A 19,699-nucleotide genomic window follows, 5' to 3' on the forward strand; every position below is an offset into this window, starting at 1 on the left:
CTGGCTCGCCCTCCCCTTAGCCGCAGAGTACGCTGCCGCCGTTGACGTTGAGGATCTCGCCAGTGATGTGCCGCGCGAGATCGGAGAGCAGGAAGAGAATCGGACCCGCGACATCGTCGACCGTGGCGATCCGTTCGAGCGGAATCGAGCGGGCGATCTCAGCGCGGCCATCCGCCACGAAGGCCGAGGCGCTCATCTCGGTATCGATCCACCCCGGCGCCACGCAGTTCACGGTAACCTGCGGGGCGCATTCAACCGCCAGTGACTTCACCAGGGCCATCATCGCGCCCTTTGACGCAGCGTAATCCGCATGCATCGCTTCGCCGCGCTGGCCGGCCGTGCTGCCGACCATCACGATTCGCCCTCCGGGCGCGAGCAGACCCAGGGCGGCGCGCGTAGTCAGGAAGACGGCGTCAAGATTGGTGCGCATCGTCGCGCGCCACCGTTCGGGAGCCATCGACGACAGCGGCGTCTCGGCCGAGGGCCACACGCCGTGGTTCGCGACAAAACCATCGAGCCCACCGAACGCCGCTTGCACTTCGGCGAAGAGCTGACTCACCCGCTGTGGGTCGCCCAGGTCGCCACCGCCCACATAGGCCCGCCGGCCCATGCCCCGGATCGCCCGCGCAACCGCATCGGCGTCGGCCCGACGGGTATGGTAGGTGATGCCGACATCCGCCCCGGCGCTGGCACAGAGTAGCGCGGTGGCCCGTCCGACTCCGCGCGATCCGCCTGTCACCAGCACCCGCTTTCCCACCAGCGAAATCACGCGCCAAACTCGCCAGTCAGGATCGCGGCAATCTGATGCTGGATGGCAAGGTGGATTTCCTGGATGTGGTTGACCCGATCATCGGCAACCACCACCGCGTGATCGACCAGCGTGCGCAATGCGCCGCCGCCCTGTCCGAGGAAACCAACGGTTGTGACTCCGATGGCACGCGCCGCGGTCACGGCCTCGATGCAATTGGCACTGTTGCCCGAGGTACTATGCACCACGAGCAAGTCGCCCGGTCGCGCGAGAGCCGACAGCTGCCGTGCAAAGAGCTGGTCGAAGCCGAAGTCATTCCCAGCCGCCGTGAGAACAGACGAATCGGTCGTCAAGGCGATCGCGCGGAGCGCACGTCGCTGTCCGGCGTGGTAGCGCACGACGTATTCTGCCGCGATGTGCTGCGCGTCCGCGGCGGAGCCGCCGTTGCCAGCGAAGAAGAGCGTCCCACCCGAAGCCAGGCAGTGTCGCATGGCGGCCACGACGGGTGTCAGCTCGGCGCTCCGCTCCGCTGCGGCATTGGCGACGGTTGCAAGGGCACGGAGCCCGCTCGCGATGCGTTCCTGGTCGGTCATTCTTCGTCGAACATCCGGCGAACCTTGCTCCAGAGCGATGTCCGGATCTTCAAGGGGTCCACCTCGTAAATGGCCTGATCGTCGAGAATTGCCCGCGGGTTGGTATCGAGGAGCAGCAGCGCCTGATCGGCGCCATCAAGTTCGCTCAACCAGTCGAGCGCGGTGGCCACGCATCGCTCGTCGCCATGATTGTCGCCCGCCAGGATGTCAGCGAGGCCTTCGCGCACCAGATCGCGAGCGCGCTCGCCGCGCGACCGCGGCATGGTCAGCGTCGTGGCGTCGATCTGCATCACCGCGCCGAGGTCGCGCCACGCACGCACAGTCTCGACCGAACAGGAGGAATAGCGCTCCGGATGGGCCAGGATCGGAACGAGCCCGGTGGCCAGCACATCGCTCAGCGCGCGCGAGACAATTTCGGCTGGCACCATTCGCGAAAACTCAACCAGGAGATAGCGGGTGCCGTTGATCGTCACCTTTCGCTCCGCGACCGCAGCCGGGATCGGCCGATCGAGCATGATCTCCGCGCCACGGTGGAGCGTGATCCCTTCCGGCACCTCAGCCGTCAACGCCGCCCACGCGACATCGTAGGCCGCCGGGAAGCCATCCCCCGCGCGTGACGCGAGCAGGTGCGGGGTACAGGCAACATTGGTGACTCCCTTCGACGCAAACGAGCGCAGCACGCGCACCGATTGCTGCACACTCCGGGATCCATCATCCACACCCGGCAGGAGGTGCCCGTGGAGATCGATCATGCCACACCCGCGCGGACACGCAGCATCGCCGCGTCATCCGCGAGCGTGGCAGGGGAACGCTCGGCGGTCGCGAGCAATGCCAGGGTAATCAGTGCATCGGCGGCCAGCAGGTCGAGTGCGGTGTCGCGACCGCGCCCCGCCGCGGTGGCGGCGGCCAGCGCGGCGTCGCCGGCTTCGGCGAGCCGCAACATCAGCGGGCCCTCAGTCGCGGCACGGAAGTGAGTTATCACTTGCTCACGCAGCCGAGCGGGCGCACCCGTCGTATGGCTGGTCAGCCATTCATCGTCGCCGGCCTGGGTCATCGCGCCATCCACTCCTGCAACAATCCCGGGAGTTGCTCCACGACGGTCTGCTCGGCACTGTCGACGGCAAGCGAACCACTGGCGAAGGTGGGACGTCCCCCGCCCCGGCCGCCGAACTTCGCCGTGACCAGCTTCATGAGCGCGTTGGCGTCCTTGCCTCCTGCGATGAGATCGTCGGTCACGGCAAAGGAGACGGCCGAAGGCACCGCCGGATTCACCAGCGCGAGCACTGCGGACGACCTGGTCTCGTTGCGGAAGGCATCGGCAATCTCACCGAGTTGCCCACGATCTTCTGCAACCGTGTTGCTCACGTGCAGCGTGATGTTGCCCGCGAGGATCTGGCGCGCACTGCCGCCCCCACCGCCCTTGAGCGCTTCCGCCAGCTTGAGCTCCAGCTTTTCGCGCTCAGCGAGGAGGGCGTCGAGCTTGCGCTCCAGCTGATCAGGCTGCGCCCGCAGCTGACCCGCGATCCGGGCAAGTCGCGTTTCCAGCTCGCGGACGTGTGCGTAGGCCTGGCGCCCCGTCGTGGCTTCGACACGCCGGACACCGGCAGCGACGCCACCTTGCGAGGCAAAGCGGAAGAGACCGATTTCTCCGGCGCTCCGTACGTGCGTCCCGCCGCAGAGTTCGATCGAGTCGCCGATCTGAACGACGCGCACCAGGTCGCCGTACTTGTCCGCAAAGAACGCCATCGCGCCGAGTGCGAGCGCATCGGGGAGCGCCATCTCGCGAATCGAGGTCGTGGCGTTCTCGAGGATCATCGCATTGACCGCACCCTCGATGTCGCTGAGCTGTGCCGGTTCGATCGGCGCGTGATGCGAGAAGTCGAAACGCAGCCGCCCGGGCTCCACGAGGGAGCCCTGCTGGCGGACGTGACTGCCCAGCGCGCGCCGCAGCTCCATATGAGCGAGGTGCGTGGCCGAGTGATTGCGTTCGATGTCGTGACGCCGGGTGACATCGACCATCGCGTGCACTCGCCCGGGCGCGAAGGTTCCTTCGAGTCGACCGATGAGCCGCTGCCCGACCTCGGCGTCCTTCTGCACGTCGTCGACGTGGAAGGTCCACCCTTCGCCAGTGACGACACCGGTGTCGGCGGTCTGCCCGCCCGAGGTTGCATAGAACGGGCTCTCTCGCAGCACCATCACGCCGGCGGCTGCGTCGGTCGCAGATGTCAACGGTTCGGTCTCTGCCTCCTGCGAGTCGTACCCGATGAACTGCGATCGGCGACCATCCCCGAGCGAGATCACCGGGGCAGCCGCCCCCTTCGCCGCCGCACCGCTGCCGCGTGCGGCCCGGCTCCGTTCCCGCTGCTCCTTCATCGCGGCGTCGAAGCCGGCGATGTCGACCGTCACGCCGTGCTCGGATGCGATCAGTTCGGTGAGGTCGATCGGGAATCCGAAGGTGTCGAAGAGTCGGAACGCCTCATCGCCGGGGATGGTCTTGGCGCCGCTGGCGAAGATCAGGTCGAGCCGTTCCTGTCCCGCGTCGATGGTATCGAAGAAGCCCTTCTCTTCCTTGAGGATCACTTCGGCGATGCGCGCCTGTTCGGTGATCAGCGCGGGGTAGGCATCGCCCATCAACGCCACGACGGTTGGCACCATGTGGACCAGCGTCGGTTCGCGCCGGCCCAGCAACCACGCGTGACGGACCGCGCGGCGAAGGATCCGGCGGAGCACGAAGCCGCGACCGTCATTGCCGGGGTAGACACCATCGAGCAAGAGGAAGGTGACCGAGCGCGCGTGATCCGCAAGCACCCGATAGGAAATCCCGGTGCCCTCGGGGCCTCCCGGATAGGCCGCACCAACGAGCCGTTCGACATCGGCGATCAGCGGGCGGAACGCGTCAGTATGGAAGTTGTCGTCTTCGCCCTGCATCACCGCCGTGATCCGCTCGAGGCCGGCGCCGGTATCGACGCTCGGCTTGGGCAGCGGGGTCAGGGTGCCGTCGACGCTCCGGTCGAACTGCATGAACACGAGATTCCAGATCTCGAGAAAACGACCGGCCTCACCGAGCTCTTCGAATTCTGCCTGGGTGTAAATCCGGGCCGGATCGCCGGGCTTCCAGTCCACGTCAACAAAGATTTCGGAGCAAGGCCCGCACGGCCCCGTGTCTCCCATCTGCCAGAAGTTGTCCTTGTCGCCCAGGCCATAGATCGAGCTCGCGGGCAGGCCTGCGATTTCCTGCCAGAGCGCGCGCGCCTCATCGTCGGTGTGGTGCACGGTGACCCGGAGCCGGTCTGGTGGCAGCCCGAGATACTTCGGTGAGGTCACAAACTCCCACGCAAACGCAATCGCATCGCGCTTGAAATAGTCGCCGAAGGAGAAGTTGCCGAGCATCTCGAAGAAGGTGTGATGCCGTCGCGTCTGGCCCACCTGCTCGAGGTCGTTGTGCTTGCCGCCGGCGCGAACGCACTTCTGGCAGGTAGTCGCGCGGAGGTACGGGCGAGGGTCCTGGCCCAGAAAGGTCCGCTTGAACTGGACCATGCCGGCGTTGGTGAAGAGGAGCGTCGGGTCGTCCTTGGGCTCGAGCGACGACGACGGGACCTCGGTATGGCCACGGGCGGCGAAGAAGTCGAGGAACGATCGGCGAATATGGGAGGCGTTCATGCCGAAAATCTAACGGGAGAGCGGCCATCCCCGGGAGGAACCGGCTATCCCTCGCGGAGTACACTCTCGAGGACGCCACGGACCTCCGAGCCGCGGAAGCCGCGGCGTGCGAGGTACGCGGCCAGTCGGCGCCGGCGTGCCTCGGGTGAGAGCCCGCGCAGCTGGGACGCACGCTTCCGGGCGAGCGCCAGGGGCTGGGCCAGTGGATCGTCGACGCTCTGCTCCAGCTCATGGACAGTCTGGCCAATCACCTCACGATCGATCCCGAGCAGCGCCAGATCGTGGCGCAGCCGATCGGGCCCTCGCCCGCGCCGGCTTCGGGCCGCCACGTACTCCCGTGCAAAGCCAAGATCGTCGAGGAGCCGCAGCGCAGTCAGGCGGGTGATCGCCGCGGCAACAGCAGCGACCGAGTGGCCCTTTCGTTCGAGTTTGCGGGACAATTCTGTGGTGCCGTGGGCCCGTCGCTCCAGCGACCGCATCCCCGAGCGAACGGCCCCCTCTTCTTCGGCCGCGGCATCGAGCCGGGCCACCGCGTCACCGGAAAGGACAGTCCCCTCAACGAGGCCGAGTGTACGCACCACATCGGCCGGGACGGTCCAGGCCGGACGGCCCCCGACGAGCACCCGGGTGCTGCCCGGGCGTCGCGGATCGGGGACCAGTCCGTCAATGATCACTCCGCGTCTTCCTCATCCGGAGTGCCGGCGCCCGCAGCTGCCAGGATGCCAAGAGACTCCTTGACCTTGGCCTCGACTTCCGCGAGCAGCGCGTGGTTGTCCTTGAGGAAGAGTTTGGCATTCTCCCGCCCCTGCCCGATTCGCTGATCGCCGTAGGAATACCAGGCGCCCGACTTCTGGATGATACCGGCTTCGCTGGCAATGTCGACCACGAGCCCGGTATGCGAGATCCCTTCGTCGAACATCACATCGAACTCGGCCTGCTTGAACGGGGGGGCCACCTTGTTCTTGACGACCTTGACCCGTACGTGCGAACCGATGACGGCTTCGCGCTCCTTGACCGGGCCGATCCGCCGGATGTCGAGGCGCAGCGAAGCGTAGAACTTCAGCGCCTTGCCCCCGGTGGTGGTCTCCGGGTTGCCGAACATCACGCCGATCTTCTCGCGCAGCTGATTGATGAAGACCACGGCGCAATTCGTCCGGTTGATGGCACCGGCCAGCTTGCGCAGCGCCTGACTCATCAGTCGCGCCTGCAGGCCCATGTGCGAATCGCCCATTTCGCCTTCGATTTCGGCCTTCGGCACCAGCGCCGCCACCGAGTCGATCACCACCAGGTCGACAGCCCCGGAACGCACCAGGATCTCGACAATTTCGAGGGCCTGTTCGCCGGTATCGGGCTGTGAAACGAGGAGGTTGTCAACGTCGACACCGAGCTTGCGGGCGTATTCGGTGTCGAGCGCGTGCTCGGCGTCGACGTAGGCCGCGACTCCGCCGGCCTTCTGGACGTTGGCGACCAGGTGCAAACAGAGCGTGGTCTTGCCCGACGATTCGGGACCGTAGATCTCGGTGATACGTCCGCGCGGAATCCCGCCAATGCCCGTCGCCGCATCGAGATTGATGGCACCGGTGGAGATGGCAGCCACCCGGACCCGGGGCTTGTCGGAGCCCATCCGCATAATGGCGCCCTTGCCGAGCTGCTTCTCGATCTGGGCGATGGCCAGATTCAATGCCTTCCGCTTGTCCTGATCGAGACGGGTCTCTTCGACGGCCATAGGGTCCTCGGTGTGGTATGAAGGGTCAGGAACTGATGATCTGCTGCGTATCACGATGATAGTGGAGCAAAACGCTCCACATACCTACTGTATTCAAGCTAATACCGAAGTATCACCGAAGCAATAGTCTCAGCGTGTAGTGTTTTGCGTCATATTTTTGGCTAGCGCCACCCGGGGCGCCACGCGTCTTCGATATGGCGCAGCGCCATTGCCCCTGGGCCGGGCCCAGAAAGCGCGATGACATCGAACCGGTAGTTCTCGTTCGGTCCACCGCTCCGGAGGATCCAGGCCCAGGCCGCCCGCTCGATGGCGCGACGCTTCTTGAAGCCGATCGCCTCTTCGCCTGCCCCACAGGCGTCCGTGCGGCGCACTTTGACCTCGACGAAGGCCACGATCCCTCCGCGGCGCGCGATGAGGTCGAGATCGTGGCGACCCAGCCGCCAACGATGCGCCAGGACTTTCCACCCCCGCGCTTCGAGCCACCGGCCAGCCACAACCTCCGCCTCCCAGCCGAGTCGATGGCGGGGGTCGGTCCAGTCGGCGGGTGGGATACGCGGTGTTGGCATGCGCGGATGATGGCACGACAAGGCGCGCGAGAAGCGACCCGGTTTACGCGGGAGTGGGCAGCGGAGCGCGAACGATTGTGAGCGAGGCCAGCGAAAAAGCTAGTCGACCATTACCCGACGGACTTCGGGGGCAAACTCCTGGATCAGCTTTCGGAGGGTGATCGTGACCGGCACGGCGAGCACCATCCCGATCGGACCGAGGAGCCAGTTCCAGAAGACCAGAGAGAAGAAGACGGCAACGATCGAGATCTCGAAGCCGCGCTGCATGAATCGCGGTTTGAGGATATCGCCGAGCAGGAAGTTCAGCACCGCAAAGACGGCCAGCAGCGTCAGGGCGCGCTGGACACCATGTTCGAGGAGGGTGATCAGCACCACGGGGATGATCGCGATCACTCCGCCGATGACCGGAATGAAACCGAGCAGGAAATAGAGTACGACCCAGGTCGGGATATACGGCACGCCTGCAGCGATCAGCAGCACCGTGTACATCACCGATCCCACCAGGCCGACCATGGCGGTGATCCCGATGTACTTCTGCAGATCCGCACTCATCTCGCCGAAGCGGATCAGCAGCGTGCGGTTGGTGTGATCGGCTTCGTCGAGGGCCTTGAACAGGATCGCCAGCTCGATGAGCAGAAGCGCTGTGATCACCATGACGAAGAACGAATGGCCGAGTTCGGAGAGGATCGTCCCGGCAATCGACGCCGCCGGCCCCAGCATGGCAGCCGGATCGAGCGCGTCGATGGTCGAGAAGCCGCTGGTGTCGATACCCGCGCGCTGCAGCCGGGCAAAGAGATTGTCCCGCAGGGCCGCGAGCTGGGTGCCGTACTCGGGGAGTCGGTGTGACAGCTCGGCAACCGATGCGCCGACCATCCCGACCACCACGGCACCGCCGATGAAGACAATGAGCAGGGTGAGCGTCACCGCGAGCCAGCGCGGGACGCGGTGGCGCATCAGGAAACGCATCAGCGGCGAGAGTACCTGCGCCAGCAGGAGCGCGACCAGAAAGGGCGTGAGCGTCGGCGTCACGGCCTTGATCCCCGCGAGAATCACGACCAGACAGGCCGCCGCGATCAGCCCGCGCATCAGCGGCGGCAGTGACGCTCCACGCATTGACACGACAGGATCACTCATTCGGCGTACTCATCGAGTTGATGGAGCCCGATCATGATATCGCGAGGCTTCGAACCGTTCGGGGGTCCGAGGATGCCGGCATCGTGGAGCTGGTCGATGATCCTGGCCGCGCGACCGTATCCGATGCCAAGCCGACGCTGCAGCAACGAGGTCGAGCCGCCCTGGTGCTGGATACACGTCTCGGCCGCCTGCTTGAACAGGGCATCACGATCGCCTGCGACATCGCCGCTCGCATTGTCGCCCTCGCCCGCGGCCGCTCGCACGACTTCGAGAATGTCCGGCTCGGTTTCGGCACTGGCGCGCACGACACCCTCTCGTTGCGCCGCGTACCACGCCATCACTCGCTCGGTCTCGTCGGTGGAGATATAGGCGCCCTGCACTCGCTGCGGCTCATTGCGACCGGGCGGGAGAAACAGCATGTCGCCGTTCCCCAACAGTGCTTCGGCGCCGTTCTGATCGAGAATCGTCCGGGAGTCGACCTTGCTGGCCACCCGGAAGGCAATCCGGCTCGGAAAGTTTGCCTTGATCAGACCGGTGAGCACGTTCACACTTGGGCGCTGCGTCGCGAGAATGAGGTGGATGCCAATCGCGCGGGCCTTCTGCGCCAGCATTGCCAGCGGCGTCTCGACCTCGGCCTGCACCGTCATCATCAGGTCCGCGAGTTCATCGACGAGCAGCACGATCATCGGCAGCTCGCCCTCGTTGTAGACGTCACTCCAGGCATCACCAGGCGGAGTGTCGGCCGCCTCCTTGGCAATGGTGCTCAACGTTGGCCGGGCGCTGGGCGGATTCCGGAGATCCTTTCCTTCGCGGACCTTGCGATTGAAATCGGCAAGTTGCCGGGCGCCGTTGGCGTGGAGCAGTTCGTACCGGCGATTCATTTCGTAGACCGCCCACTTGAGGACCGCAGCCGCATCATTGTTGTCGGTCACGACCTTGTGACGCAGGTGTGGCAGGTCGTTGTACATCGACAGTTCCACCATCTTCGGATCGACCATCAGCAACCGCAGTTCGCGCGGCGAGTAACGGTAGATCAGCGCGGTGATGATGGTGTTGATGGCGACCGACTTGCCCGAGCCCGTCGCGCCCGCCACCAGCAGGTGCGGCATCTTGGCGAGGTCGGCCACAATCGGCTGCCCCTGCACATCGCGTCCGAGTACCACCGGGAGGGTCGCGGTCGAGTTTTGCCAGGCCTCGCTCTGGAGCAGTTCGCGCAGGGTCACGACCCGCGGGTGCGGATTCGCGATCTCGACGCCGACCGCACCGCGGCCGGGGATCGGTGCCACGCGCAGCGAGGCGGCGCGCATCGTGATGGCGAGGTCATCCGCGAGGGCCACGATTCGGCCGGCCTTCACGCCAGACGCCGGCACCACTTCGAACTGCGAAACCGTTGGTCCGGAGGTGATGCCGGCGAGCGTGCCTTCGACCTTGAAAGTCTTGAGCGTCGCGAGCAGCAATTCGCCCAGCCGATGCAGCTCGGCGTCGTCCGCCTCGCCATTTCCCTGGCGGGGCAAATCCAGCAGCTCGAGCGGAGGCAAGGCTTCATCGCCCGCCCGCGCAGGTGCGGGCCCGTCTTCAAGCTCGAGTTGCTTGCTGCGGGGCGGCTTGTCGCGCTTCGGTTTCGCGGAGAAGAGGTCGGCCTGCACCGTCTCACGGAGGTCGGCTACCGGCTCGGCGTCAATCACCGGCTCGGGTCGGCGGATCGGTGTCACTGCCCGCACGGGTGCCGGCGGAACGACCTCGGCCACCGCCCCTCGCTCCAGTCGCTGCAAGGGATGCCAGGCCAGCGTGCCGAGGGTGACCGCCGTCAGCGCAACGAAGCCGGCGAGCAGACCGCCCGCCACACCGATGGAATCGAGCGCCGAGCGGGCCACAAACCCCGGGATATAGCCGGTGAGTTTGCCGGCCCAGGTCCAGTCGCCGACCATGTCGACCGGTGCCTCGATCCGGAACAGGATGCCCAGCACATACGGGATCAGAAATGCCGTGCCGATCGTCAGGATGGCAGCGCGCTTCATGTCGAGCCGGGGCAAGCGATCGAAGCCAGCGAATCCGAGCAGCAGCCCGAGCAACGGCGCACCGAGGGCACCGACGCCGAGGGCACGCCAGAGCGCTGGTCCGAGGGTTTGCCCCAACGGGCCCGTGATATTCACGGGCAGCAACGCCAGCGCGAGGAAGGCGCCCGCAACCAGCGCGAGGACGGCGCCGAGTTTCCGCCTGTTCTCGCTTGTCATGCTCTCCCCTTCGCGGTGGCGGCGAGGGCGATGCGGCGATCGCGGTAACGTGGCACCACGGGATGGGAGTCAACAGCGGCGGCCGCCACGACATCGTCGCCGAGACCCAACGCCTTGAGATCGCGACCCGCATGTGAGAGTGCGAAGACGCGCTCGATGCCATCACCGTATCGCCGCACCATATCCACGGCGACGAGGGCCGCATCATTCAGCCCTTTGCGCGTGCGGCGCCCGCGAAGCGCAGCGACAACCAGTCGACCCGCGAGATAGGCGTCGTCCATACCGAATCCGTGATCCCGACCAGCGCAGAGAATCGTGACCGGTGTACCGGATTCGAGCGCGGCTGCTGCCGTCGCGCCCGCGGCCGAAAGATTCACGGCCGCTGCGAGAATCACGTCGCGGGCGCCGGAGGTGGCCAACAGGGCTCGAGTGCCATTGGTCGTGGTCATCACCAGGGTCTTGCCGCGGACCTGCGCAGCGGTCATTTCCCCGGGAGAGTTGCCGAGCTGGAAACCGGGAATGCGGAGACAATTGCGTTCGCCGGCGAGGAGGACATCACTGGGGTCGAGGGTGTGGGCGAGGCGAGTGGCATCCTCGATGTCGGCCGCGACCACCACGGCACGCGCCCCATGGTGGAGCGCCGCGCACATCGTGGTCGTGGCCCGGAGCACGTCCACCACGAGGACGGTCCGGCCGGTTACGTCGCCCGGTACGAGGCCGAGCGGCGTGAAGACAACATCAAGCGTCATCCCTCGCCGCGCTCGGGGCGTGCCGCGTCAAACACTTCCGGCTTGAGCAGATGCGACTCGCGCTCGAGGAACTTGGTGTCGACGTTGCCGGCCACGAAATCGGGATGCCGGATGACTCGCGCCAGAAACGGAATCGTGGTGGTCACCCCTTCGAGGATGAACGAGTCCAGCGCCTGTGCCAGTCGCGCGAGTGCCTCGGCCCGGTCGCGACCATGCGCAATCAGCTTCGCCAGCAGCGAATCGTAGTACGGGGGGACGGTATAGCCCGCGTAGACGTGCGTGTCGACCCGGATGCCAGGGCCGCCCGGCGGATGGTACGCCGTGATGAGTCCCGGGCACGGTTGGAAATTACGGTAGGGATCTTCAGCGTTGATCCGCACTTCGATCGCGTGACCCGACATCGGCGTCTCGCCGAAGGAAAGCGGGGCACCGCTCGCCACCCGAATCTGCTCCTTCACGAGATCCTGCCCGGTCACCATCTCCGTCACCGGATGTTCGACCTGAATGCGGGTGTTCATTTCCATGAAATAGAACGACCCGTCTTCGTCGAGCAGGAATTCGATCGTGCCCGCACCGCTGTAACCGATGGCCGACGCCAGTGCGACCGCGGCAGTACCCATTTCGGCGCGCAGTTCGGCGGTGAGGGCTGGCGACGGAGCTTCCTCGATGAGCTTCTGGTGCCGGCGCTGCACGGAACAGTCTCGCTCACCAAGATGGATCACCCGGCCGTGCAGGTCGCCCATGACCTGGATCTCGACGTGTCGCGGACGAGCGAGGAACTTCTCGACGTAGACATCGCCATTGCCGAAGGCGGAGAGCGCTTCGTTCTGGGCGAGTGAGAAGAGCTGGGCGAACTGTTCGGCGTCATTGGCAATGCGCATGCCCTTTCCGCCGCCGCCAGCCGTCGCCTTGATGATCACGGGAAAGCCGATTTCCTCGGCAACCACAAGCGCCTCTTCCGCGTCCTTCATCACGCCGGGAGAGCCCGGCACCGTCGGGACGCCCGCTTCCTTCGCGAGCCGACGGGCTGACGCCTTGTCGCCCATCGACCGGATCTGGTCGCCGGTCGGGCCGATGAAGACAATGTTCGACGCCTTGCAGGTGTCCGCGAACTCGGCGTTCTCGGCGAGGAAGCCGTAACCCGGATGAATCGCGTCGGCACCGGTGACTTCGGCCGCCGCGATCAGGTTCGGGATCCGGAGGTACGAGAGCCGCCCCTGCGGCGGCCCGATGCAGACATCGTCGTCGGCGAAGCGCACGTGCAGCGATTCTCGATCGGCCTCGCTGTACACCGCCACGGTCTTCACGCCGAGTTCGTGACAGGCGCGAATGACACGCAGCGCGATTTCACCGCGATTGGCAATCATCACTTTGCGAAACATCAGGGTGTGCTCGAGCCGGGAAGTTCGAAGGTGCGATCGGAGGACGCGCTCACGCCGGAGACGCGCAAGGCGAATTCGTTCGGGTGCGTCGCGTGGAAGACCGCTTCGTCATAGGTGATCACGCCGTCCTGGAACCAGCGCATCAGCGACTGGTCGAACGACTGCATGCCGTAGGTCACACCGCCGGCCGCGATCAGGTCGGGAATATTGAGCGCCTTCTGCGTGTCGCGAATGTTGTCGGCAACGGCCGCCGTGTTCACGAGGACTTCGGCCGCGGGAACTCGTCCCTTGCCATCGGCACGCGGCACCAGGCGCAGCGACACCACGGCTGCCAGCGCCGTCGACAGCAGCATCCGGATTTCATTGTGCTGGTGCGGCGGGTAGAACGACAGCACGCGCGAGATGGTCTGCGTCGCGTCGGTCGTGTGGATCGTCGTGAGCACGAGGTGACCCGTGTCGGCCGCCTTGAGCGCGGTATCCATCGTTTCCATGTCGCGAATTTCGCCGATCAGGATCACGTCCGGATCCTGACGCAGTACGTGCCGGAGCGCTCCGGAGAACGACATGGTGTCATTCCCCACTTCGCGCTGCGAGACGTTGGCGAGTTGATCGCGATGCAGGAACTCGATCGGATCCTCGATCGTGATGATGTTCACGCGACGTAGCCGGTTCACGTGATCGATCATCGCCGCGAGCGCGGTGGACTTGCCCGAACCGGTGATGCCGGTCACCAGCACGAGGCCGCGCGGGCGGAGAGCGATCTCCTCGAGCACCGGCGGCAGCAACAGATCGCGAATGTTGCGGACTTCGTACGGGATCGCGCGGAACGCGAAGGAGATGGTGCCGCGCTGGTGATAGACATTGGTACGGAAGCGGCCGATCCCCGGAACGCCGATGCCGAAGTCGGCTTCCTTCGTCTCGGCAAAGTCGCGCAATTGCCGCGGGGTCATCAGGGTCTCGGCGAGCGCCTTCAACTCCTCGGGGCGCATCGGCGGCATCGGCAGCAGCAGCAACTGCCCGTTGACCCGCACAGTCGGCGGCCGGCCGGCCTTCAGCAGCAGGTCCGAGGCGCCGCGCTGGACCATATGCACGATCGCCTGGCGGAAATGGAATCCCGCGGCGGTGCCTTCGCCCGTGACAACATCCGAGCCAGGAGACTCGAGATGGTCCTCAGCCATTCGGATCCACGCGGAACAGCACCTGGCCGTACTCGATCGGCGAGGAGTCATCAACGCAGACTTCGCGGACGATGCCGCTCACTTCGGCTTCGATCTCGTTCATGATCTTCATGGCCTCGATGATGCAGACCGTCTGCCCGGGCGACACGCGCGTCCCGACCCGGACATACGGCTCGGCGCCCGGTTCGGGCTGGGCGTAGAAGGTCCCCACCATCGGCGAACGGACTTCCTTCAGCACGACAGCCGGGGCAGCGGGTGCCGCCTCGACGGCGGGCGCGGCGGCAGCCGGCACCACGACCTGCTGGGGCATGGCCGGGGCGGCCATCATCGGCGTGCCCGCGGCGCCAGTCCGGGTGATGATCACACCGGTGCCGAAGAGTCCCTTCATCTCGATGGAGCCGATCTCCGGCTGTTCGCGTAGCAACTGCGCCAGGCGACGAACATCCTTGAAGTCGATCCCCTTCGAACCGGGAAGCTGTTCCATGGCGCGAGCGAGCTCCTGCATTTCATCTGGATTCATACGCGAGTCAGGTATTTGTCTTCGCGCCGATCGACGCGAATAAGGGTGCCCTGTTCGATGAAGAGCGGGACCTGGACCACGGCGCCGGTTTCGAGCTTGGCCGCCTTGGTCCCACCAGTCGCCGTATCACCACGAATGCCCGGGTCGGTCTCGACGATCTCGAGCTCCACGAAGTTCGGGAGCTCGATCAGGATGACCTGCTCATCATGCACCAGGCCGGTGCACTCCATCCCTTCCTTCAGGTACTTCATCTGGTCGGCCCCGATCAACTCCGCTGTCAGCGGGATGTCGTCGAAGCTCTGCAGATCCATGAAATGGAAATTCTCGCCATCGCGGTAGGAGTAGGTCATGGGCCGATGCGTCAGGTCCACGGTCTCGAATCGCTCCCCCGAGGGAAAGGTCCGTTCGAGCACGGCGCCGGTCCGCACGTTCCGCATCTTGGTGCGGACGAACGCGCTCCCCTTCCCCGGCTTCACGTGCTGGAAGTAGGTGATCTGCATCAACTTGCCGTCGAGGTCAAGCACCAGCCCATTACGGATGTCTGCCGTATTCGCCACGCCCACTCCTGCTCAAGCTTCGAGTTCGATGAGTTCTGTGCGCCCGTCGGTGAGGAGGACGGGACCGCTGGCGGAGAGCCAGACGTCGTCCTCAAGTCGCACCCCACCCCAACCCGGAAGATAGATCCCCGGCTCGACTGTCACCACCGCTCCGACCGGAAGGAGCCCCTCGGCCGTCTGCGCAAGCCGTGGTCCTTCATGGACTTCCAGTCCGAGTCCATGGCCGAGCGAGTGGCCGAACGCCTCGCCGTAGCCGCGTGCCGCGATCAGGTCGCGCGCCAGGGCATCCGCCTCGGTGCCGGTCATCCCGGCCCGTACCCCCTCCCGGGCCCGCCGCTGCGATTCCTCGACCAGATCATAGACGGTGAGCTGGCGCTCGTCGGCCCTCGCCCCCACCACGACGGTCCTGGTGATGTCGGCACAGTACCCCTCGAGCTGGGCTCCGAAGTCGATCAGGAGGAACTCCCCCCGTCCGATGACTCGCTCCGAGGTCCGGGCATGGGGCAGCGCGGACCGGGGCCCCGAGGCCACAATGGTCGGGAACGGGTGCCACTCGCTCCCGCGGCGTCGCAGAGCCGACTCGAGCCGGGCGGCCACGTCAATCTCCCGCTCACCCACTCTGACCGTGTGGAGGACTTCCGCGAGCGCCTCAAGCGCCAGGGCGCCAGCGGCACGGATCGCGGCAACCTCGGATTCGTCCTTCACCTGACGGAGCCGCTCGGCGGTATCGGTGAGGGGGACAACCCGCGCCGCCGTAAGTGCGCTGATGCGTTCGGCCTCGCGAACCGTGACCACCCCCGCCTCGATCCCCAGAGTATCGGGCGCTTCCCGCGCGAGCACGCGAGCCAGCCGGTCCCAGACGTTGCGCCGATCGACGAGGACTTCGGCGGCAGCTCCGACTTCGTCCGGGGCCTGGGTAGCGTAGCGAAAATCGGTGACCAGGGTGATCGCGGCAGGCGAAACCACCACCAGGGCGGCCGACCCCGAAAAGCCGGTGAGCCAGCGGACGTTGGGAAGGTGGGTCAGCAGCAGGGCGTCAACGCCGCTCGCTTCGCAGGCGGCGCGCAGCGCGGCGGCCCTGGCGGGTCTGAAGTCAGCCATCGCGAAGGGCAGCGACGAGCGCTTCGAGCGCGAGCAGATAGCCACGAGGGCCGAACCCGGAGATCAGCCCGAGGGCGAGGTCGGCGGTCATCGAGTGATGCCGGAAGTTCTCGCGCTTGAGCAGGTTCGACAGATGCACCTCGACGAAGGGCGAAGGCACCGCCAGAAACGCGTCGCGAATGGCAACCGAGGTATGGCTGTAGCCGCCGAGATTGATGACTGCACCATCGGCCCGAGCGGGCAGTTGCTGGACCAGTTCCACCAGCTCTCCCTCGTGGTTGCTCTGCACCCATTCGAGCGTCACCCCCAGGGATACCGCCCGATCGCGAACCAGTCGCTCCAGGTCCGCGAGCGTCCCGGAGCCGTAGGTCGCCGGCTCGCGGGTACCGAGCAGATTGAGGTTCGGGCCGTTGAGCACCATGACCCGGGTCATCTGGGAAGTCCCTTGAGCCACGACTGGAAGGCCGCGAAATCGGCGAGATCGTCGGGGTGGTTCGCCGTCGGGTTCGCCTTGTAGAAGGCGTCGTACGCGGTGCCGTACCCCTCGCTCGGGGGCGTCACCGCCGCGAGTCCGGCGAGCCACTCCTGTAACGAGCGGCCGCCGCTCACGGCCGCGTCGTAGGGGCGGGGGCGGCGGGTCTCGGCCTCAGCCGCGATCCGGTCGCGGCGAGCGCGGAGATCGGCATTCTCAGGATCGCGGTCGAGCAACGCACTATAGACCTCGGATGCCCGCTCGAGGTGACCCTGACGATGGTAGAGCACCGCCAGCGACTCAGTCAGCAACGGATCGGATTCGACCGAGGGGGGTTCATCGTCGGTGAAGAAGAGTTCGTCGGATTCCTGAACTTCCGCGGCCGGCTCGTCGACCGACAAGTCATCAAAGAGCTCCAGCGCCCGCAGGACGACCGGGTTCCCGGGATCACTTGCCAGACCGTCGCGCAGGGCACGTTGGGCCCCCTCACCATCACCCTGATCAAGCCGGATGCGGGAGAGGACGATCAATCCAGGGACGTTACCCGGCTGGGCCGCCAGCCCCTGAAGCGCAACGGTGGCCGCTGCGGCATGATCGCCGCGCTTTCGGAGTCCTTCCGCGAGGGCCGCGAACGGGGCCTGGTCTGGCGATTCACGCCAGAGCCGGGACAGTTCATCCAGCGAGAAGGACTCGGACATAGGCTCTGGGACGCGGGCAGGAGGGGACGGGATCGCAACACTACCCCCCGCCGAGCCCTGGTGTCAACCGCCACCGAGTCGGCCGGAAGTCAGTCAACGCCTTGAGGTTCGGGCGCCAGAGGCCTAGGTTTCCGGGCTATGTCTCACCTAGTCCGGAGCCGGTTGAACAGCCTATGATGCAAGCCTTCCGTAACGCCGCGAAGCCGGTGGTCTACCTCATCACGATCACCTTCCTCGCCTGGCTCATCGTCGACTTGAGCGGGATCACCGGCAACGGTGGCATCCTGACCAAGACCAACGTGGGCTCCATCAACGGCACGACCGTCGATGCCCGGATCTATCAGCAGGCCGTCCAGCAGGCGATCACGCAGCGCCAGCAGGAGACCGGCAAGTCGCTCGGGCTCGAGGAGACCGAACAGGTCCGCAACGAGGTCTGGGACCAGTTTGTTGCGAACGCCGTCATCACCGACCAGATCGACAAGCGGCACATCACGGTGAATTCCGACGAGATTGCCGACGCGATCCGGAATGTTCCGCCGCAGGAGGTCCAGACCATGCCGGACTTCCAGACTGGTGGCAAGTTCGACATGACGAAGTACCAGCGCTGGCTCGCGTCGCCGGTCGGTCAACAGGCCGTGCCGGTCCTCGAGGCGCGTTACCGCGGTGAAATTCTCCAGAACAAGTTGCTGCGGAATGTCACGGCAGATGTCTACCTCTCGGATGCATCGCTCTGGGAGCGTTACCAGGATCAGCACGAGCAGGTCAAGATCTCCCTCACGGCCATCATCGCCCGGAATGCGGTCCCGGACAGCGCGGTGACGGTGACGCCAGCCGAAGCGGAGACGTACTACAACGCGCACAAGGACGAGTTCAAGCGTCCGAGGACCGCGTATCTGTCGTTCGTGGCCGTCCCGCGTCGGATCGATGCGAGCGACTCTGCCGCCGCACTGGCCCGAGCGAAAGCGGCCCGCGCGGAGATCGTATCGGGCACTCCATTTGCCGAAGTGGCCAAGCGTGAGTCGTCCGACACCATCAGCTCGCGCGCTGGCGGTGACCTCGGCGAATTCGCCAAGGGGTCGATGACCGCTCCGTTCGACAAGGCCGTCTTCTCGATGCCGCTCAACACGGTCTCCGAACCCTTGCTCACCGATTTCGGTTACCACGTCATCGAAGTCACCAAGCGAACGGCCGACAAGGCGACAGCGCGGCACGTGCTCATTCCGATTGAACTGGCCGGCGCACACCGCGACCTCGTCGATCGCCAGGCCGATTCGCTCGAGCGTCTCGCTGCCGAACATCTTGATCCCGCTGCGCTCGACACCGCCGCGCGTTCGCTGAAGCTGCCGATCGGTCAGTCCGGGCCGGTGCAGGAGGGCACGCGGGTGCTCCTCGGCACCTACGTCATTCCCGACGCGGGCGTGTGGGCGTTCCAGGCGAAAGTCGGCGAGACCTCGCCGGTGATCGATGGCGACGCGGCGTTCTATGTCTTCCGCGTCGACTCGTTGCTCGAGGCCGGCACGCCGCCGCTCGCCAACGTGATGCGTGGCGTCATGACGGTCGTAGCGGACCAGAAGAAGGAAGCCAAGGCCAAGGCCATCGGCGACGAACTGACCCGTCGCCTCACCACCGGTCTCTCGCTTCCTGAGGCCTCCAAGGCGCTCGGACTGCCGAACCGCGAGTTCCCGCTCTTCTCGCGCGTGAATCCGCCGATCACCGTGCCCCAACTCATCGGCGCGTCATTCGCCATGCCGAAGGGAAAGCCGAGCCCGGTGATCACTTCTCCCGATGGGCTCTACGTCATCGAGGTGCTGGAGAAAGTGCCGGCTGACTCGGCGCAATTCCTCAAGGACAAGGATCAGATCCGCGCCGACATGATCCGTGCCGCACGACAGGAGCGCGTGCGTCAGTACATGGCGGCACTCCGTTCCGCCGCGAAGATCAAGGACGAGCGCGCCGGGCTGCAGCGGACGAATGCACAGGCCGAAGCCACCGCCGCCGCCCAGCAGACCGGGAAGGCCAAGCGCTAGGCTGAACCACCGCCAGACACGTACGCAAGACGGGCGCCCGAGTGATCTCGGGCGCCCGTTCTGCATCTACGCTGCAGGCGAACTTACTGCGAGAGGCGCTTCGGCTCACCACTGGTGGGTGCCGCGCCAGGTGTCGTGCCGCGGTCGCCGTCGAGCAGACCCTTGGTGTTCCGGTCGCTATCGGGCGGATTGAGGACGGCGTCCTGGGTATCGGTGAGCGATCGCTTGAACTCACGGATCCCCTTCCCCATCGACGAGCCGATTTCAGGGAGTCGCTTCGCTCCGAAGACGAGCAAGGCCACCACCAGCAGGATCATGATTTCGCTAAAGCCAAGATTTGGCATGGCTGACTCC

General features: G+C 65.8%; 20 protein-coding genes. 1 reads left to right on the forward strand and 19 read right to left on the reverse strand.

The features are described 5' to 3' along the window. Positions 1-16 precede the first annotated feature (16 nt). From V4558_11300 to V4558_11385, 18 genes are all read right to left on the reverse strand, one after another. On the reverse strand, positions 17-769 hold the full coding sequence (locus V4558_11300; GenBank protein MES2306088.1) for an SDR family NAD(P)-dependent oxidoreductase: 753 nt from the start codon (positions 767-769) through the stop codon (positions 17-19). Then, a complete protein-coding gene (locus V4558_11305) occupies positions 766-1,341 on the reverse strand; it encodes an SIS domain-containing protein (protein ID MES2306089.1) in 576 nt (191 codons plus the stop codon). The genes V4558_11300 and V4558_11305 overlap by 4 nt, the downstream gene beginning before the upstream one ends. Next, positions 1,338-2,093: a CpsB/CapC family capsule biosynthesis tyrosine phosphatase gene (locus V4558_11310; protein ID MES2306090.1), complete on the reverse strand. Its 756-nt coding sequence runs from the start codon at positions 2,091-2,093 to the stop codon at positions 1,338-1,340. Before V4558_11310 ends, V4558_11305 begins: the two co-directional genes overlap by 4 nt. Continuing rightward, on the reverse strand, positions 2,090-2,395 hold the full coding sequence (locus V4558_11315; GenBank protein MES2306091.1) for a hypothetical protein: 306 nt from the start codon (positions 2,393-2,395) through the stop codon (positions 2,090-2,092). Before V4558_11315 ends, V4558_11310 begins: the two co-directional genes overlap by 4 nt. After that, complete coding sequence (gene alaS / locus V4558_11320) at positions 2,392-5,001, reverse strand: alanine--tRNA ligase (GenBank protein ID MES2306092.1); 2,610 nt, start codon at positions 4,999-5,001, stop codon at positions 2,392-2,394. The genes V4558_11315 and alaS overlap by 4 nt, the downstream gene beginning before the upstream one ends. A gap of 44 nt (positions 5,002-5,045) precedes the next feature. After that, positions 5,046-5,675, reverse strand: coding sequence for a regulatory protein RecX (locus V4558_11325; protein MES2306093.1), 630 nt, complete (start codon positions 5,673-5,675; stop codon positions 5,046-5,048). Further along, entirely contained in the window at positions 5,672-6,727 is a 1,056-nt protein-coding gene (gene recA / locus V4558_11330) for a recombinase RecA (GenBank protein MES2306094.1), read from the reverse strand. The genes V4558_11325 and recA overlap by 4 nt, the downstream gene beginning before the upstream one ends. Before the next feature lie 161 nt (positions 6,728-6,888). Then, positions 6,889-7,293, reverse strand: a complete 405-nt coding sequence (locus tag V4558_11335) for a YraN family protein (protein MES2306095.1) — start codon at positions 7,291-7,293, stop codon at positions 6,889-6,891. Positions 7,294-7,392: 99 nt separating this feature from the next. Continuing rightward, complete coding sequence (locus V4558_11340) at positions 7,393-8,427, reverse strand: AI-2E family transporter (GenBank protein ID MES2306096.1); 1,035 nt, start codon at positions 8,425-8,427, stop codon at positions 7,393-7,395. Beyond that, the gene (locus tag V4558_11345; GenBank protein MES2306097.1) at positions 8,424-10,661 is read right to left on the reverse strand and encodes a DNA translocase FtsK; all 2,238 of its coding nucleotides are present in this window, start codon (positions 10,659-10,661) and stop codon (positions 8,424-8,426) included. Before V4558_11345 ends, V4558_11340 begins: the two co-directional genes overlap by 4 nt. Continuing rightward, positions 10,658-11,410 carry a 2-phosphosulfolactate phosphatase gene (locus tag V4558_11350; protein MES2306098.1) on the reverse strand — a complete coding sequence of 251 codons (753 nt, stop codon included), beginning with the start codon at positions 11,408-11,410 and terminating at the stop codon, positions 10,658-10,660. The genes V4558_11345 and V4558_11350 overlap by 4 nt, the downstream gene beginning before the upstream one ends. Beyond that, a complete protein-coding gene (gene accC, locus V4558_11355; protein MES2306099.1) occupies positions 11,407-12,792 on the reverse strand; it encodes an acetyl-CoA carboxylase biotin carboxylase subunit in 1,386 nt (461 codons plus the stop codon). Before accC ends, V4558_11350 begins: the two co-directional genes overlap by 4 nt. Continuing rightward, entirely contained in the window at positions 12,792-13,970 is a 1,179-nt protein-coding gene (locus V4558_11360; GenBank protein ID MES2306100.1) for a PilT/PilU family type 4a pilus ATPase, read from the reverse strand. Before V4558_11360 ends, accC begins: the two co-directional genes overlap by 1 nt. Beyond that, the gene (gene accB / locus V4558_11365) at positions 13,963-14,490 is read right to left on the reverse strand and encodes an acetyl-CoA carboxylase biotin carboxyl carrier protein (protein ID MES2306101.1); all 528 of its coding nucleotides are present in this window, start codon (positions 14,488-14,490) and stop codon (positions 13,963-13,965) included. The genes V4558_11360 and accB overlap by 8 nt, the downstream gene beginning before the upstream one ends. Beyond that, positions 14,487-15,047, reverse strand: coding sequence for an elongation factor P (gene efp, locus V4558_11370; GenBank protein MES2306102.1), 561 nt, complete (start codon positions 15,045-15,047; stop codon positions 14,487-14,489). The genes accB and efp overlap by 4 nt, the downstream gene beginning before the upstream one ends. A gap of 12 nt (positions 15,048-15,059) precedes the next feature. Beyond that, positions 15,060-16,148 (reverse strand): aminopeptidase P family protein, encoded by a 1,089-nt coding sequence (locus tag V4558_11375; protein ID MES2306103.1) that lies wholly within the window; start codon positions 16,146-16,148, stop codon positions 15,060-15,062. Then, entirely contained in the window at positions 16,141-16,581 is a 441-nt protein-coding gene (gene aroQ, locus V4558_11380; protein ID MES2306104.1) for a type II 3-dehydroquinate dehydratase, read from the reverse strand. The genes V4558_11375 and aroQ overlap by 8 nt, the downstream gene beginning before the upstream one ends. After that, a complete protein-coding gene (locus tag V4558_11385; protein MES2306105.1) occupies positions 16,578-17,318 on the reverse strand; it encodes a tetratricopeptide repeat protein in 741 nt (246 codons plus the stop codon). Before V4558_11385 ends, aroQ begins: the two co-directional genes overlap by 4 nt. A gap of 176 nt (positions 17,319-17,494) precedes the next feature. On the opposite strand from V4558_11385, the gene V4558_11390 reads away from it, so the two are divergent. Further along, entirely contained in the window at positions 17,495-19,345 is a 1,851-nt protein-coding gene (locus V4558_11390; GenBank protein MES2306106.1) for a peptidyl-prolyl cis-trans isomerase, read from the forward strand. Between the two features lie 83 nt (positions 19,346-19,428). Here V4558_11390 and V4558_11395 read toward each other — a convergent pair whose 3' ends face one another. Beyond that, positions 19,429-19,689 carry a twin-arginine translocase TatA/TatE family subunit gene (locus V4558_11395; protein MES2306107.1) on the reverse strand — a complete coding sequence of 87 codons (261 nt, stop codon included), beginning with the start codon at positions 19,687-19,689 and terminating at the stop codon, positions 19,429-19,431. Positions 19,690-19,699 lie beyond the last annotated feature (10 nt).

The organism is Gemmatimonadota bacterium, assembly GCA_040388535.1.
In the GTDB taxonomy this organism is placed as follows: Bacteria; Gemmatimonadota; Gemmatimonadetes; order Gemmatimonadales; family GWC2-71-9; genus Palsa-1233.

Excerpts from the sequence above, each read along its gene's own strand:
- V4558_11305 (MES2306089.1), bottom strand. The coding sequence starts at position 1,341 with ATGACCGACCAGGAACGCATCGCGAGCGGGCTCCGTGCCCTTGCAACC.
- V4558_11310 (MES2306090.1), bottom strand. The coding sequence starts at position 2,093 with ATGATCGATCTCCACGGGCACCTCCTGCCGGGTGTGGATGATGGATCC.
- V4558_11315 (MES2306091.1), bottom strand. The coding sequence starts at position 2,395 with ATGACCCAGGCCGGCGACGATGAATGGCTGACCAGCCATACGACGGGT.
- alaS (MES2306092.1), bottom strand. The coding sequence starts at position 5,001 with ATGAACGCCTCCCATATTCGCCGATCGTTCCTCGACTTCTTCGCCGCC.
- recA (MES2306094.1), bottom strand. The coding sequence starts at position 6,727 with ATGGCCGTCGAAGAGACCCGTCTCGATCAGGACAAGCGGAAGGCATTG.
- V4558_11335 (MES2306095.1), bottom strand. The coding sequence starts at position 7,293 with ATGCCAACACCGCGTATCCCACCCGCCGACTGGACCGACCCCCGCCAT.
- V4558_11340 (MES2306096.1), bottom strand. The coding sequence starts at position 8,427 with ATGAGTGATCCTGTCGTGTCAATGCGTGGAGCGTCACTGCCGCCGCTG.
- V4558_11345 (MES2306097.1), bottom strand. The coding sequence starts at position 10,661 with ATGACAAGCGAGAACAGGCGGAAACTCGGCGCCGTCCTCGCGCTGGTT.
- V4558_11350 (MES2306098.1), bottom strand. The coding sequence starts at position 11,410 with ATGACGCTTGATGTTGTCTTCACGCCGCTCGGCCTCGTACCGGGCGAC.
- accC (MES2306099.1), bottom strand. The coding sequence starts at position 12,792 with ATGTTTCGCAAAGTGATGATTGCCAATCGCGGTGAAATCGCGCTGCGT.
- V4558_11360 (MES2306100.1), bottom strand. The coding sequence starts at position 13,970 with ATGGCTGAGGACCATCTCGAGTCTCCTGGCTCGGATGTTGTCACGGGC.
- accB (MES2306101.1), bottom strand. The coding sequence starts at position 14,490 with ATGAATCCAGATGAAATGCAGGAGCTCGCTCGCGCCATGGAACAGCTT.
- V4558_11375 (MES2306103.1), bottom strand. The coding sequence starts at position 16,148 with ATGGCTGACTTCAGACCCGCCAGGGCCGCCGCGCTGCGCGCCGCCTGC.
- aroQ (MES2306104.1), bottom strand. The coding sequence starts at position 16,581 with ATGACCCGGGTCATGGTGCTCAACGGCCCGAACCTCAATCTGCTCGGT.
- V4558_11385 (MES2306105.1), bottom strand. The coding sequence starts at position 17,318 with ATGTCCGAGTCCTTCTCGCTGGATGAACTGTCCCGGCTCTGGCGTGAA.
- V4558_11390 (MES2306106.1), top strand. The coding sequence starts at position 17,495 with ATGCAAGCCTTCCGTAACGCCGCGAAGCCGGTGGTCTACCTCATCACG.
- V4558_11395 (MES2306107.1), bottom strand. The coding sequence starts at position 19,689 with ATGCCAAATCTTGGCTTTAGCGAAATCATGATCCTGCTGGTGGTGGCC.